The organism is Candidatus Poribacteria bacterium, from assembly GCA_016866785.1.
Classification (GTDB): domain Bacteria; phylum Poribacteria; class WGA-4E.
Window position 1 is genome coordinate 15,363 of sequence record VGLH01000047.1, and the last position, 14,454, is coordinate 29,816.

Below are 14,454 nucleotides of genomic sequence, written 5' to 3' on the forward strand. Positions count from 1 at the left end.
GCCCGATGTCCATCCACATGGACCAACTGACCGCCCAGCTTCGCGATGACCGACGCACCGTGCCGACGGGACCCTGGAAGCGCGAGGAAGGACAGCAGGACGACGCGGGCCCGCGCCAACCGGACGTCGGCAAGCCGAACACTGAGCGCTTGCTCAAACGCATGCGCAAAGTGGACCCGGACCAGGCGCGGCGCTACCGACAGCGCACCGGGGAGTAGCCGTCTGTGCCACAGGAATCCGCTCTCGGTTCAGCCGATTTCCACGGCGACTTTCTGGACCTGCTCGCGTCGCGCGGTCATTCCGTCAGCTTTGGATCAACGGTCGATGGCTCGAAGCTGACTCCGACCGAGAGCACGACGGTGCTCGCAATCCGGTACGCCGACGGCGTGCTGATTGCCGGAGATCGTCGCGCCACGGCGGGCACGAGCATACTCTACGACCGCGCCGACAAGGTGCTCGAAATCGACGAGCACACGGCGATGGCGATCTCCGGTTCCCCTGCCATCGCGTACGAGATGGCACGCGTGCTCGAATACTCGCTCAGGTACTACCGCCGTAGCCAGCTTCAGGAGCTGAGCCTGGAAGGCAAACTTCGGACGCTGTCTCGTCTGATCCGCGATAACCTGGGAATGGCGCTCCAAGGCATCGGCGCCGTGATCCCCATTCTGGGCGCATTCGACGTGGCTCGCGACGAAGGGAAAATCTACTTCTACGACGCGCTCGGCGCGCAGTTCGAGGTTGCCGACTTCGCCACAACCGGGTCGGGTTCCGTGTGGGTCCGGGGCGCGCTCTACTATCTGAATCGCTGGGAACGCCAACTGGCGCAACTCAACCTGCACGACGCGACCGCCGTGGTGCTGCGGATGCTGGACGCCGCCGCCGAATACGACGCGGCGACAGGCGGCTACAACCGGCGAGCAGGGATCTTTCCCGTGGTCAAGCGGGTCACGCGCGGGGGAACCGAGACGCTCGACCCATCGACGCTGAGCGCGATCTACACAGAAGCCGTCGAGGTGACGGATGTTTGACGAACCGGCTCGCTGGCTCCAGTCCATCGAGAACCGCATTCAGTACGTCGAAGGTCGCCTGCGTAAAGGCAGTCCGGCTGTGGGATTGCCCTTCGCCAACGGAGCCGTGTTGTTCACGGTCTGCCCGAAGGGTCAGCGCAAGGTCTACGAGGTCTACGACCGTCTCGCGCTGGCAGCCATCGGGCATCCGGCAGACGTGGAACGCCTTCGGATGATGGCGATCGACTTGGCGCATACGGAGGGATTCATGAGATCTGCCGACGATGTGACGTTGCAGCGGCTTCTCCATTTCGGAATCGCGCCGCAGGTCAAAACCGCCTTCGACGAGATGTGGCGGGCTCCCATCATCGCGAAGATGCTGATGGTCGAGCTCGCTCCGAACGGCTCGGCTCCCCAGTTCTTCACGCTGAACTACGACGGCAACTTCCAGTCGAGAAGCAGTTTCGGGGTGGCAGCAGGCACGCCGGAAGCCGAGGAGAGCATGGAGGAGGCGCTCAGGAACCGGCAAACAGCGGCCCCAACTCTGAGCGACGTGCTCATGGAAGCCGCACGGGCGTGGGCGGTGGGCTACCACGTCGCGACCAAGGACTACGAATACGAGGAACCGCCGATGCCGACGGATCGCAACGTCGCCGACGCGCTGGCAGAGGCGCGGGAGTCCATGTCGTTCGAGGCTGCCGTTCTCGATACAACGCTGTCCGGCAAGGCGAAGTACCGTCGCGTCACGGAAGAGGAGCTCGCAATCCTCAACGCGAGCTAGATCACGTGAGTTCCAGTCGCCATCGCGCTAGAGGTGACGCATGGCGGACCGAATCATCGGAACGGAAGTCGAATACGGCTGCCTGATCGAGTCGGACGAGTTCGTCTCCGAGGCGACGCCCGACACGTTCTCGCTGCTGGTCAAGGACTTTCTGTTCGGCACACGCCGTATCGGCATGCTCGACGTCCATCACCGAGATTGGGGCGAGCCGCCGGGGAATGGCGGCTTCCTGTTCAACGGCGGTCGTCTCTACATCGACATGGGTCATGTCGAGTACGCCACGCCCGAGTGCATCTCGCTCTGGGACGTTCTCGCATACGAGCAGGCGGGGGACCGGATGGTCGTCGAGGCGCTCGACAACCTCGGACTGCGCGACGACATCAGCTTCCTCAAGAACAACGTCGATCACCTCACTGGCGCGACCTTCGGCTACCACGAGAACTACCTGATGCGCCGCGAGGCTCCGTTCTACAAGGTAGTCATTCCGGCGCTGCTCCCGTTCCTCATCACGCGACAGATATTCGCCGGCGCCGGGCGCGTGGGCTACCACGAGGAAACGGTCATCGACCATCCGCGACGACCGATCCGGCGCTATACCACACGTGTCACCGACGATGTGCCCTACCAGATATCGCAGCGCTCGGACCACATCGTCACCGACGCCTACCAGTGGATCCAGTTCAGCCGCGCCATCATCAACACGCGCGACGAGCCGCTCGCCGACGCCAACCGGTTCCGCCGGATCCATCTGCTGATCGGCGACGCCAACATGTCCGAGTACGCGGCAGCGCTGCGTATCGGAACCACCGCGCTCGTCACGACGCTCATCGAAGAAGGCAGGGCGCCGCGTGGACTCGATCTGGTCGATCCGGTGCACGCACTGCGCCATATTTCGCGCGATACGTCGTACCGGTGGACCGTGGAGACCGAGAGCGGCAGGACGATCTCAGCGGTCGAGATCCAGGGCGTGTACTACGCGCTGGCTGACCGGCATCTGCGCGGCGTATCGAAGGAGATGGACTGGGTGATCGACGAGTGGGGGTCAACTCTCGGAGCCCTCGCCCGCGACCCGATGGAGCTCAAGGATCGTCTCGACTGGGTCGCCAAGAAGTGGCTGCTGGACGCCTTCGTCGAGTCGGAAGGCGTGCCTTGGGACGACCCGTGGTTGCTCAGCATCGACTTGGAGTACCACAAGACCGACCCCAGCAAGAGCCTGTACCACGATCTCGTCGCGCAAGGGCTCATGCGCACCGTGGTCACGGAACGGGCGGTCGAGGCTGCGGTCACCGATCCGCCCCCCGACACGAGAGCGTACGGCAGATCAGCCACCATGCGGCGGTTGGCGCAGAAGAACGCGCTCTGTGTGGTCGATTGGGACGTCGTCTACCTCGAGAACGGCGAGGTCATCGCGATGCCAGATCCGTTCCGTACCTACGAGTCAGCCGCGTCGGAGCTCGTCAGGACTCTCTCTCGACGTCCCCCGCGTGTGGTGCGACGACGGAAGCCCTCCCCCGAGTCCGATCCGTCATCCTGAGCGACAACTCGTCCTTCTCTGCCTGCGATGAGGATCGTGAACTCGCCGCGTGGCGCGTGCGCCTCGAAGTGCGCCAGCAGGTCGCTGAGCGGAGCTCTGAGCGTCTCCTCGTGCACCTTCGTCAGCTCGCGCGCGGCGACGGCTTGACGGTCGCCGAACACGTCGCAGGCGTCGCGCAGGAACGCGACGAGTCGGTGGGGAGATTCGTAGAAGATGAGCGTCGATGGCGTGTCGCACAGCGACTCGAAGCGCGAACGTCGTCTGCCCGACTTCGGGGAACAGAATCCGGCGAACAGGAACTCGTGGAGCGGGAGACCCGAAACTGAAGCCGCAGCAACGAGAGCGCAAGCGCCCGGAATCGTGACAATCGGGACGCCTTCGGACAACGCTCGTGCGATCAGCACGTACCCGGGATCGGAGATGCCGGGCGTGCCGGAGTCCGAGACCAAGGCGATGTCGTCGCCGTCGACGAGACGGCGCACGAGCTCCGGCGCTCGCCGCGCCTGGTTGTGTTCGTAGTAGCTCGTGACCGGGGTCGAGATCGCGTAGTGCGACAGGAGCTTGCTCGTATGCCGGGTGTCCTCCGCTGCGATCAGGACGACGGCGCGAAGCGTGTCCACAGCACGAAACGTCATGTCGCCGAGGTTCCCGATGGGCGTCGAGACGACGTAGAGCGTACCGACACGCTCAGTCACTTGCCCCAGTCCCTCGGGTAGCGGAAATCGCGGTCGATGGTGCGCGTGGAGACCTTCGCGATCAAAGGCAGTCTCCGCTTGAACTGCGAGTCGCGCACGCGTCGCGATACGAGCGCGACGAAGTCCGGCGCAAAGCCCAGTTCGACGAGCTCCGCCGTCGAGTACCGCCGATCCACCATGTGGTACAGCAGCCGGTCGACCTTGGCATAGGTGAACCCGAGCTCCGTCTCGTCCGTCTGTCCGGGCCACAAATCGGCGGTCGGCGGCTTCTTGATGACCTCGTTGGGGACGCCCATCTCCCGAGCGAGTTGCCATACCTGGGTCTTGTAGAGGTCGCCGATGGGGTTCAGCGCAGACGCCATGTCCCCGTAGATCGTTCCGTAGCCGAGCAGGAGCTCCGTCTTGTTGCTCGTGCCCAGAACCAGTGCGCTCTGCGCCAGCGACTGGTCGAACAGGATGGTCATGCGTTCTCGCGCCATCTTGTTCGCGCGTCGGAGACGGCTCATGTCCGGGAACTTCGCGAAGTAGGCGTCAACCTGTTCCGTGATGGCCACGGTCATGTGATCGATACCGAGGGAATCGACGACGCTCTGGGCGTCGGCGAGGCTGGCAGGGCTGCTCGCCTCGTAAGGCATCATAACGGCGCAGACGTTGTCGGAACCCAAAGCGCGCGCGGCGAGGAACGTCGAGACGGCGGAGTCGATTCCGCCGGACAGCCCGACGACGACCCGTGACAAACCGGTCTTGCGTACCTCGTTAGCAATGAACCCCTCGAGAAGCGTTAGCGCGATGTGGGGGTTCAACTGGAGGGGATCGCGTTCCCCATCAGTCTGCGGCGCACAAGCATCGTCCATGCTCAACCGATCCTTCGCCGCTGGATCCGTTCGAGCTCGCGAAGCGTCAGGTCCAGGCGCTCGTCGCGCAGGAATGGCGACGCGATGCGGGCGCGCCGGACAGTCTGAGCGGATATCGTGGCGGAGATGGAGCATTCCTCGAACAGAGGTCCCCGGACGAGCACGTCGCCTTCCGGGCCCACGACCTCGGAGCCGCCCCAGAAGCCGACGCCGTCTTCGTATCCCACGCGGTTCACGAAAACGACGTGCTGCGTGAAGAAGTGGGCGTACATCCGGTTCAGCGTCTGCCAGGCGTGCGAGCTGTAGAGATGGAGCGCGTCCTGCGTGCCACGCGCCGGGCTGCACGCGACGTTGATGAGAAGCGTCGCGCCGTCTTGCGACGCGATATACGCAGCGGACGGATGCCACACATCTTCGCAGATCAGCATGGCAACGCGTCCGAGTCGGCTGTCGAAGGCGCGAATCCTCTCACCTGCCGCCATATAGCGGTACTCGTCGAACATGCCGTACGTCGGCAGGTAGACCTTTCGGTGGACGTGTAGGAGCTCTCCGGACTCGAAGTAGCCGACCGCGTTGTAGTACCGATAGTCGTCGGACTCCTCGACGAAGCCCATGACCAGTGCGACATCGCGGCTCGCCTCGCGCAGCCGGTCCATCGCGGGCGAGTCGATGCGCTGCGCGACCGCTGGAACCATGTCTTTGAGCGTGTAGCCCGTCAGGGCGAGCTCAGGGAGCACCAAGAGGTCCGCGCCGTCATCGGCGGCTTCCGAGGCAAGACGCAGGATCGCCTCGAGATTGCGTTCGACATCCCCGAGCACTGGGGCAGACTGCCCCAGACGGACTGTGAAGGTCATGTGGCGAGCAGCTCCAAGTGCGGGTCGCCTCGGCGCACCAGTCTACGATGCCGGGGCTCAGGCGGTCAAGGCGTCGACGTCCGGGCGCTGGGCTGCGGACGAGTTTGACAGTCTCATCCTGCCGCCGTACAATGGAACGCGATATGCGCGCCCGTAGCTCAGGTGGATAGAGCAGGAGTTTCCTAAACTCTTGGTCGGCGGTTCGAGTCCGTCCGGGCGTACCAGCCAAAACCCGCACCGATACTGGATTCCCAGCCCTCCGACAACCCCGATGGACGGCGCGAAGACCGGTCAAAATGGCAGGAATGTCCCAAGATTGACCCAAAGAAAGACGCCCTTGGGTCAATCTTGGGTCAGTCTTGGGTCAGCCGTCGCAGCCGTCCCGAAGCTTCCCAACGGCATGGACAGCAAGCCAACCGTAGGGGAGCCGTCATGCCACGCCTATCGAGAGAACCCGTCCGCCTGTTGCCACATCGCGCCGCTTCCGGCTTGTTCCGCACCGAAGCCGGCGAATACCTCGCCGACATCAAACTGCCCGATGGGAAGCGCGTCCGGCGCAACCTCGGAACCGACCGGAACCGCGCCCTCATCCTGTTCGACGCCCTGCTCGCCGACCTAGCCGACCGAAAGGAAGCGAGCGAGAATCCGACCGTCCGGGAGTTCCTGACCGGCGCGTTTCTCGACTCGCAAAGACGGCTTCGCAGCTTCGTCTATACGGAGCGTTGCGTCGCCGCGATTGTCCGATTCCTCGACGCAAGGCATTCCAACCTTCGCATCGCGGACGTTCGGAAGGAGCACGGCGAAGCCTTGATCGCGTCCGACGCGACCGCGCCGCAAACGCGAAGGAACCGACTTCAGAAGTTCAAGCAAGCCATGAACCTCGCCGTTGACATGGGGCTTCTCGACGCGAACCCGCTGGCGCGCGTCAAGGGCGTCAAGTTCGACAACCGCCGGATGCGCGTCCTCAACATGAGCGACTTCGTTCGCATCGTGGACGCGGCAAGGGGCGACGCGCGGGACATCGTGACCGTCCTCGGTCTGTCCGGCTTGCGTCCCAGTAACGTCTACGGCTTGCGGTTCGACGAAGTCCGCGATGGGACATGCCAACTGCCGCCTGAACGGATGAAGAACGCGCGTTGGGCAGTCGTTCCCGCGTCGGGGCTTGTCCTCGACATCATCGCGCGCCGCTCGATGGGAAGCGCGTCCCCGTACGTGTTCCCGTCGCCGAGGGACGCCAGTAAGCCCTACGGATCGATCAAGAAGGCGTGGACACGTCTCGCCAAGGAGGCGGGTTGCCTTTGGGCGGTTCCGTACGATTGCCGCCACTTCTTCGCGTCCCAACTGGCGATGGACGGCGCGACGGAACAGCAGGTCGGGCGTCTGCTGTGTCACGTCGGGCAGTCCGTCACGAGTCGATACGTGCATCAGGACATCGAAGCGTTGCGCCCGTACGTGGAACGTCTGTCGGAGCGGTTCCAATGGGCTTTGGGGAAGCGCGCCGAGGGAAGGGAGCGCGCATGACGGAAGCCGACGGTCACGCTCCGTCCGGCAAGCCTTTGGGTCAATCTTGGGTCAGTCAGCCGCGAAGCGCAGACGGAACGGAAGGGCGACCGCACCGTCTACATCCTGCCTAGAGCCACGAAGCCGGACGCCTAGGATGCCCCAGGACGCGCCGGAAGCCTGCGCCCCAAGGTCGAGGGTCAGACCTTCGGCGCGTCCTCGTCCGTGATATCGGGACTGGGCAGACGCAGGATCATGTCCAGCGTGAGTCTGCCGTCCTCTGGGTTGACGGGACAGGTCGCTTCGGCGGCAAGGGCACTCTCGCACGCCGTCAATATCCGGCTCGCCGCCGCGACGCGCACGCGCTCCGACTCGCTGGAAAGCAGACTGCGAAGAACCGCAATCGATTCCGCCCAGAGTTCCCGAAGCAAAGCCGCGTCGTACTGACGACGATACCGCGCATAGTCGGGGTCGCCGTCCGTTTCCCACACGCTCAACGCACGCACCGAACAGCCGGCGGCTTCGGCGGCTTGCCGTTGCGTCCAGCCCAGCGAACGCCGTTGCGCGGCAACCGCCTTGCGGGTCACCGACCGACTCTTGACGTGGAGCATGTTACTGCCTCCCATCGGGGTTTTCCTCATTCGACAGCGGCAAGGCAAGGCAACCGCGTTCCAGCAGCAGCCCAAGGATCGCATACCCGGCAAGATCGCGCCATGAATCCGCGACGGATTCGTTCAGCGGTTCCTTGTGGCTTGCCAACAAGTGCCCGAGACGGGCGACCTTGTTCCACGCCATCGTCAGAAGGAACGCTTCCGATCCGAAGGGCGCGTTCAGGATGCTTGCCGCGCCGTAGTCCTGACGCTTGCGTTCCAGCAGGTCGGCGACCTCCGAAGCGACGAGTCGGGCGGCTTCGCCGAAGGTCAGAGGATCGGGCGTTCCAGTGGGTTCCATGGGTAGCCCTCCTCCTAATAGGAGTCGTTGGCAAGTGGCGAAGTGGCAAAGCTGGCGAAGTGGCAAAGCTGGCGAAGTGGCAAAGGTGGCAAAGGTGGCGAAGCTGGCAAAGGTGGCGAAGTTGGCAAAGGTGGCAAAGCTGGCAAAGCTGGCAAAGCTGGCAAACTTTGCCACGTTGCCACGATTGCCACGTTGCCAAGGGGTATCAGGTTGGCAACGTCCATCGCCCATCCTCGACGCGAACCCCGATGGAAAGCTTGGCGCGATCAAGCGTACGAGCGGCGATACCCACGTCCCCAGCCAGCGCGACCAGTTCCACCCTCGTCTTGCCGCCGCCCGCAAGTTCAAGTCGCAGGAAGTCAACGGCGTCGTCTCGCGCCGTCCTCGGACGCGGTTCTTCTGGAACCGGGACGAACGCAAGACCCTCCTGCAGGATGTCGAACGCGAAGGGCAGCGGCTTCGGGCAGAAGGAAGCCTTCACGCAATCGGCGCGGACGGTTCCCGAATCGGCGTCGGGAACCCACAGCGCGATGACGGAGCGGCAGAACTGCGCGATGACGCTCGACCCGCGAATCCGGTCGAGCGAGACGCCTACCGGTTCGTGGACGCTTCGCTTGCGCAAGTGATGGACGGCGATCACTGGGACGCCCACCTTCCCGGCGAGAGCCGTCAACGTTTGCAGGACGCGCCGCATGTCCGCCGTGTTTTCATCCAGCGAATGCCCACCCGACAGCGAATCGACGAGGATTGCCGCGACCTCGTGCCGCGAAGCGATCCGCTCGATCATCTGTTCATCCCGGAGCAGGTTGGGAACGTACGTCGGCTCCGTCCTATCGCCCGCTGGCAGAAGGATCGCGTCTTCGGGAACGCGGAGCGCGCGAAGCCGTTGGGCGTACGCGCCGCGAAAATCCTCAGTCTCAATGAGCAGGACGCGCCCCGTCTTCGGCGCGCGCGAACCGTCGGGAAAGGGTTGCGCTCCGGCGATCGCCGCGATCAGATGCGCCGCGAGGTGCGACTTGCCGACGCCGGTCTCGCCGACGATCAACGTCACATGTCCCGCTGGGATGCGATCAGCCCAAAGCCACGCGACCGAGCCGTAGAACTCGGACACGTCGTTCATCATAATGACACCCTCCTCCTTGACGTCCGGCTTCACGCCCACGGGTTCGCCGTCGCGCCCTCCACCGCCCCGCGCCGAGGGCAAGACGAGCAACTTGGTTCGCCCGACCTGCGACAAGTCGCGCGGATCGGACGCGCCCGCGTTCAGTCCGCTGCGAATCGTCGCCTTCGCCTCGCTTGCCGGCAGTCCGCACGCCGTCGCCGCCGCGAGAAGTTCCCGCTCGACTTCGGCGCGATCCAGCGCGGACGCGCCGACGAGCTTTCCGAGGGAGTGCGCCGCGCGATTGAGCGTGTCGTTGCGTTCGCCCTCCGGTGCGGCACGGACGCGATCGGTCTCCTCTTGGAGAGCCCTTGCCGCGTACGCATGGAGCGCGTCGCCTGATGCGTCAGTGGACGGCGCGAGCGTCGGGACGGCGCGGGGTTCGTCGGGCGTCGGATCGTCGGGCGTCAGCAGGGCGAGCAGGCTGTCGGGCGCGTCGGCGATCCGGCTCAACGGACGCCGCCAAGTGTAGACGCCTCCCGACGGATGCGCCGACGGCGGAGCCACGACGTAGTGCCCGTCGCTCAGAACCTCGACGCCCGCCGCTGGGGCAGCCTTACCCTTGCCCTGAAAGCCTGTCGGAAGCCGAAAGTAGAGGTGCACCCCGCCGCCGCCGCTGTCCGCCCTCGCCGTCGCTGGGAAGGGCATGGAACGCCGCCAACGCTCGCCCGCGCCGTCGCGGTCGTTTCGCGGGTCGCGATCGACCACCAGCAGCCCGGAGACGGAGCCGAGGATGATGCCAACGCCCAACGCGCCGCCCGCCTCGACGTGTTCGCGCGCCTCCTCGGTCAGGTCGGATGCGGAGCCGGCATACCACGCCGCGACGCGCTCCGAGGTCGGCGCCGTCTGTCGGAACGCCGTCCAGGAACGAACCGCCGGACGCTTGCCGAAGACCGGCAGAACGGCGAACCCCTGCCGCACGTAGCCTAACGCCGCTTGACAGATTGCCGCGTGCGTCGCACTTTCGACTTGCGCCATGGAACGCCCTTTCGTATGAAAATGGGCACGGAGCCCGGATGCCCCGCGCCCGCGCAGACTCAGAACGGGATGTCGTCTTCGCCGACCTCAAGATCGTCATGCTCAGACGAACCCGCCCGTTCCGACCGCGCGATTGCATCTTCTCGGTCGGGCGACAGGGAGCGCGGCTTCGGAGCCGTCGCCTTCGCCACGTCAGCGACGAGCGCGACAATCCTCGCGCGCCCTTCGGGCGTCGTTTCCACCTGAGCGATTGCCGTCCGCCCGACGAGCCGCTCCACGTCGAGCGCATCGGGCAGGCGGTCGAATCCGACGCCCACAATCGCCGTGACGAACGCCGCGAGACGCGAGTTCGCCGTCAGCCGGATGCCGCTGAATCCCCGCACCTGACGCGACGGATCATCCGCGCCCTCGAATGTCCAGATTGCGCGCGTCTGAAGCCCCTTCCCGTCGTTGAAATCGTGCTCGACCTCCTCGACCGCGACGAGGCGAACGCGATGCGTTCCCGAATCGAATCCGTCCGCGCCGCTCTGCTTGCGGAGCATCATCGTCAGCCTACCTTTCGCGCATCGGGCGTGAGCGTCCAGCATCCGAGCCGGAGCGCGGTTTGCGCCCCGCGCCCGAAGTCCCGTCCGATCACGGTGACATCGGCGAATCGGACGCGGTGCGTCCCCGCCGTCCATTCGCCCCGGTCTGCTTGCTTCGTCAGGAGCATCGGTCAGCCTCCCATGTCCAGCGCGAACGCCAACTGTTCAGCGCCGTCCGCCGTCGCCTCGCCACTGGCGCGCCAGTAGGCTAGCGACAAGCACACCTGCCGCCCCCGCTGGAAGTCGAACAGCGTGCCATGCCGCCGGAAGTCGCCCGCCGTCGTGGAGAGCGTCTCGCCGTTGGTGAACGTCAGTCGCACGGTGTCGCCGTCTGCCATCTGGCGCAGATGGGCTTCATCGATTGCGTACCCGTTCCAGCGGCGCAGAAGGTCGCGCGCCGGATCGACGCGGAACCGATCGTACCGCCGCCGCCCGTCCCGCAGGTCGGTCAAGGACGCGACCTGCCGCCCGTCGCGGTTGAAGAGAAGCCGCCTACGCATCGCCCGGCTCCTTCTCGGCGAACGCCCCCGCCAACTCCTTGACAAGGCGCGGATCCACGCCGAGCGCGTCCGCGATCCGCGTCGCCTGCCCGATGGAGGGCGTCATCCGTCCGCGTTCGATCATGGAGACGGCATACGCCGTGACGCGCGCCACGCCGCCTAGCCGTTGCTGACTCCACCCGGCGATGCGCCGGAGACCTCGAAGTGTCTGCATTAGAATCCCCTTGTTTCGCGCCGACGCCGCCCTTGACGCCGGATCATACTCAGGCTAGCATATGAGTCGAAAGGGGTCGGCAATGCGTAAACTCGGAACCGACGACGACGTTCGCGCTCTCGTGGAACGCCGACTTCGCCATCCCGTCATCGATGCCGTCTGGAGGCTGTTGCAGGAGGACGGTTACGTCGCCGAAGTGCTTGACGCGTCCTGCGACGCCGACCTCAAGGAAGCCATCGACGTCGCCTTGAAGCGGATACGAAAGCTTGAAGACATCCCCCGCCCGTCCGTCCGGTCGGAAGCAGTCCAGACGAAGCCGAAAGGCGCGGCTGGACACCGCACCGCCGTCGTCTCCGCGCTCCGCGCTTGGGAAGCCCGGTGTCTGCCGGAAGTTCAGGCGTTCCGCGCCGAAGAACTCGGCGGGACGTTGCTGGAACCCGAAGCGGTTCGCGGCTGGCTCGAAGGACGCGCCAGATGGGACGCGCGTCCCCGTACCGCATGGCTCGCCTATCCGCACGACGACGGTTGGGAGGGCAGCGTTCCAGCGGGAAACGGCGCGTTGAAACGCTTGAAGGGTCTCGCCGACGCCCTCGCGGAACGGTTCGATTGGAGCGAACCCGCCGCCGTCAGGTTCGTCCTCGCCGACGTGGAGCCTCTCGCTGCCGGCATAGCGGGGACGATCCACGTACAGAGCGACCCGACGAGGAACACGATCAGCCTTCGCATCCCAACATGGGTATCCGCAGAGGAAGTCGCTGCCGCCTATTGCAGCCTTCGACGCGACGCCTACGCACGCGGGGCGCGGGAACAGGCACACACCGACCCGCCCACGCTCCGTAGCGACGCCTACAAAAAAGGCGGGGCGCGGGAACTCCGGGGTATGAACGAGCGAAACGCCGCGTTCGTGCTGTTCGTCACGCGGCGACTCGACGACTCCGGCAAGTCCCGCCCGGTCGGCGGATGGAGAGCCGCCCACGTGGCTTGGAACGACGCCTACCCGCAATGGGCTTTCTCGACGCCCCAACGCATGGCGAGCGACTTCGCCCGCATCCGTCGGACGGTCGTGCCGCAAGCCATGACGGGGCGACTGAAGGTGACGACGAAGCGGAGCGCGGACGGTTCGCCTTGAGACAGCCCTTGTGTCAGGCGACCCAAAGGCGTAGTGTGTCTACGTCGTTTGGGGAAAGCGTTGGGACATTCTTGGGTCAATCTTGGGACATTCGGCGAAGGGAAGGCACAGGAACCCAGCAACGTCGCGGGTTTGCGGAGCAGAGCAGGAGTTTCCTAAACTCTTGGTCGGCGGTTCGAGTCCGTCCGGGCGTACTTCCACATCGTCTGCCGCCTCCGGCGGCTGCTAGAACGACGCGATCAATCCGAACGTCGGCGTGAACGGCAGGAACGACTCCTCGACCTGCGCAAACCCCTGCTCGGGGTCATAGGAGTACTCCTGCACGTTGTTCCGAAAGTAGGCGTTCATCACCTGCACGTACGCCGTCATCTGCCACGTGGTCCACTTGAACTGCTTGGTCAACCGGACGTCCAGGCTGTGGAATGACGGCGTCCTCTCGGAGTTCTCATCCCCAAGCACAGGCACGGGCTTCGCCGGATCGTCGGACGGGACGAACGCCACGGGCGTCAGCGGAGTGCCTGTGTGGAACCGCCATCCAGCGTTCAGCGCGAGGGAGTCCGACAGATGCCAGGAACCGTTGGCGACGACGCTGTGGCGTTGATCGAAGTCGCGAGGAACCTCGCGCTCTCGGCGACGGACCCGCGCAACGGACAGCGCGTACCCGCCGGAGAACGATGCGCTCCCGGTAGCGCGTTGCACCAGCATCTCTCCCCCATACGCCCTTCCTGACGTCGGCAACGGCAGCAAGACGAAGCTGGACTTCCTGCCGACGTCGCGAACGCGACCGACGAGATCGCGGTACTCCTTCGCGTAGGCTTCCGCGCGAACCGTGGCATGACGCCCTACGCTCCATTCGGCTCCGGCAATCGCGTGCGACGCGCGCTCCGGTGCCTGGGATTCCGTAATGCCGCCTTCGACCGGCAGGTTGGACGCATCGACAGGCTGGATGTAGCGCCCCCATGCCACGCGCAGCGTCAGTGGAGTCGCTGCGCGCCAGGCTGCCGCGATCCTCGGACTGATTGTCGCCGACGCACCGGAGCCTGCGAGCACTCGCCCGCCCCATACGAGCCCGATGTCCCTCCCGATCTGCCAGTTGTCTTCGGCATAGGCAGTCGCGACGATGCTGCGGACATCAGCCTCCACACGGATCGGTGCCGATGTCGCTTCGAGCTCTGGGAACGGATCGGTCGTCTCCAGGTAGTCGTAGTCGCCGTGAGCCCACGCCAGATCGACGCCGGCTCCTGGCGTGTGACCTCGTGCCAACCGGCGAGAGTAGTCGACCCGGACGCCCGCCCGCTGCACATCGCGGATGTCCCATTGCTCGCCTTCACGGCGGTCGCGCTGAAGCAGGCTGCCATACGGAGTCACATCGACTTCGGAAGCGGCGTCCAACGTGCGCCGCCAACGCGCTCCCAGCGTCAGGCTGTCGTAGGTCGAGCGCAGATCGTCGATCCTGCCCAGCTTGTCGATCTCGTTCGTGTCTCGTGCGTAGAGGGCGTATGCGGTCAAGGTGTCGTCGGAGCCCAGCGGCAACTCGACCTTCCCAAACGTGTCGAAGAACCGAGGACGGAACTTCTCTTCGAGCGGACTGATTCGGTCGATCAGCGCGAGGAGCCAATCGACGTAGCCGCGTCGCGCCGAGAGCAGATACGATCCGTCGCCACCCAGGGCTCCCTCTCGCTGCGCCTGCAGGTTCACGATGTCGAATGAGAGA

16 protein-coding genes and 2 tRNA genes are annotated in these 14,454 nt (G+C 65.1%); 8 read left to right on the forward strand and 10 right to left on the reverse strand.

The window, feature by feature from the left end; translation table 11 throughout:
• The first annotated feature begins 5 nt into the window (after positions 1–5).
• From FJZ36_08735 to FJZ36_08750, 4 genes are read left to right on the forward strand one after another with little or no spacing between them, the layout of a single operon-like run.
• Positions 6–218 (forward strand): ubiquitin-like protein UBact, encoded by a 213-nt coding sequence (locus FJZ36_08735; GenBank protein MBM3214985.1) that lies wholly within the window; start codon positions 6–8, stop codon positions 216–218.
• Positions 219–272: 54 nt separating this feature from the next.
• The gene (locus FJZ36_08740; protein MBM3214986.1) at positions 273–1,028 is read left to right on the forward strand and encodes a proteasome subunit alpha; all 756 of its coding nucleotides are present in this window, start codon (positions 273–275) and stop codon (positions 1,026–1,028) included.
• Entirely contained in the window at positions 1,021–1,788 is a 768-nt protein-coding gene (locus tag FJZ36_08745; protein ID MBM3214987.1) for a proteasome subunit alpha, read from the forward strand. Before FJZ36_08740 ends, FJZ36_08745 begins: the two co-directional genes overlap by 8 nt.
• A 40-nt stretch (positions 1,789–1,828) precedes the next feature.
• Complete coding sequence (locus tag FJZ36_08750) at positions 1,829–3,322, forward strand: hypothetical protein (protein MBM3214988.1); 1,494 nt, start codon at positions 1,829–1,831, stop codon at positions 3,320–3,322.
• On the opposite strand, the gene rsmI is transcribed toward FJZ36_08750, so the two are convergent.
• From rsmI to FJZ36_08765, 3 genes are read right to left on the reverse strand one after another with little or no spacing between them, the layout of a single operon-like run.
• Positions 3,220–3,957, reverse strand: a complete 738-nt coding sequence (rsmI, locus tag FJZ36_08755) for a 16S rRNA (cytidine(1402)-2'-O)-methyltransferase (GenBank protein MBM3214989.1) — start codon at positions 3,955–3,957, stop codon at positions 3,220–3,222. The genes FJZ36_08750 and rsmI overlap by 103 nt on opposite strands.
• 56 nt (positions 3,958–4,013) lie before the next feature.
• A complete protein-coding gene (locus FJZ36_08760; protein ID MBM3214990.1) occupies positions 4,014–4,871 on the reverse strand; it encodes an NAD+ synthase in 858 nt (285 codons plus the stop codon).
• Between the two features lie 2 nt (positions 4,872–4,873).
• The gene (locus FJZ36_08765) at positions 4,874–5,725 is read right to left on the reverse strand and encodes a carbon-nitrogen hydrolase (protein MBM3214991.1); all 852 of its coding nucleotides are present in this window, start codon (positions 5,723–5,725) and stop codon (positions 4,874–4,876) included.
• A 147-nt stretch (positions 5,726–5,872) separates the two neighbouring features.
• On the opposite strand from FJZ36_08765, the gene FJZ36_08770 reads away from it, so the two are divergent.
• Positions 5,873–5,949: transfer RNA gene (locus tag FJZ36_08770), tRNA-Arg, on the forward strand.
• A gap of 208 nt (positions 5,950–6,157) precedes the next feature.
• Positions 6,158–7,246, forward strand: coding sequence for a hypothetical protein (locus FJZ36_08775; GenBank protein ID MBM3214992.1), 1,089 nt, complete (start codon positions 6,158–6,160; stop codon positions 7,244–7,246).
• Between the two features lie 179 nt (positions 7,247–7,425).
• On the opposite strand, the gene FJZ36_08780 is transcribed toward FJZ36_08775, so the two are convergent.
• The 7 genes from FJZ36_08780 to FJZ36_08810 all read right to left on the reverse strand — a co-directional run bounded on the left by FJZ36_08780 (position 7,426) and on the right by FJZ36_08810 (position 11,611).
• Positions 7,426–7,920 carry a helix-turn-helix transcriptional regulator gene (locus FJZ36_08780; protein MBM3214993.1) on the reverse strand — a complete coding sequence of 165 codons (495 nt, stop codon included), beginning with the start codon at positions 7,918–7,920 and terminating at the stop codon, positions 7,426–7,428.
• Positions 7,838–8,176 carry a hypothetical protein gene (locus tag FJZ36_08785; protein ID MBM3214994.1) on the reverse strand — a complete coding sequence of 113 codons (339 nt, stop codon included), beginning with the start codon at positions 8,174–8,176 and terminating at the stop codon, positions 7,838–7,840. Before FJZ36_08785 ends, FJZ36_08780 begins: the two co-directional genes overlap by 83 nt.
• Before the next feature lie 14 nt (positions 8,177–8,190).
• A complete protein-coding gene (locus FJZ36_08790) occupies positions 8,191–8,400 on the reverse strand; it encodes a hypothetical protein (protein ID MBM3214995.1) in 210 nt (69 codons plus the stop codon).
• Complete coding sequence (locus FJZ36_08795; GenBank protein MBM3214996.1) at positions 8,382–10,313, reverse strand: hypothetical protein; 1,932 nt, start codon at positions 10,311–10,313, stop codon at positions 8,382–8,384. Before FJZ36_08795 ends, FJZ36_08790 begins: the two co-directional genes overlap by 19 nt.
• Positions 10,314–10,372: 59 nt before the next feature.
• Positions 10,373–10,858, reverse strand: a complete 486-nt coding sequence (locus tag FJZ36_08800; GenBank protein MBM3214997.1) for a hypothetical protein — start codon at positions 10,856–10,858, stop codon at positions 10,373–10,375.
• A 170-nt stretch (positions 10,859–11,028) separates the two neighbouring features.
• A complete protein-coding gene (locus FJZ36_08805; GenBank protein MBM3214998.1) occupies positions 11,029–11,397 on the reverse strand; it encodes a hypothetical protein in 369 nt (122 codons plus the stop codon).
• A complete protein-coding gene (locus tag FJZ36_08810) occupies positions 11,390–11,611 on the reverse strand; it encodes a helix-turn-helix transcriptional regulator (GenBank protein ID MBM3214999.1) in 222 nt (73 codons plus the stop codon). The genes FJZ36_08805 and FJZ36_08810 overlap by 8 nt, the downstream gene beginning before the upstream one ends.
• 82 nt (positions 11,612–11,693) lie before the next feature.
• On the opposite strand from FJZ36_08810, the gene FJZ36_08815 reads away from it, so the two are divergent.
• Entirely contained in the window at positions 11,694–12,740 is a 1,047-nt protein-coding gene (locus FJZ36_08815; protein MBM3215000.1) for a hypothetical protein, read from the forward strand.
• 121 nt (positions 12,741–12,861) lie between these two features.
• A tRNA-Arg gene (locus FJZ36_08820) sits at positions 12,862–12,934 on the forward strand.
• The last annotated feature ends 1,520 nt before the right edge of the window (positions 12,935–14,454 follow it).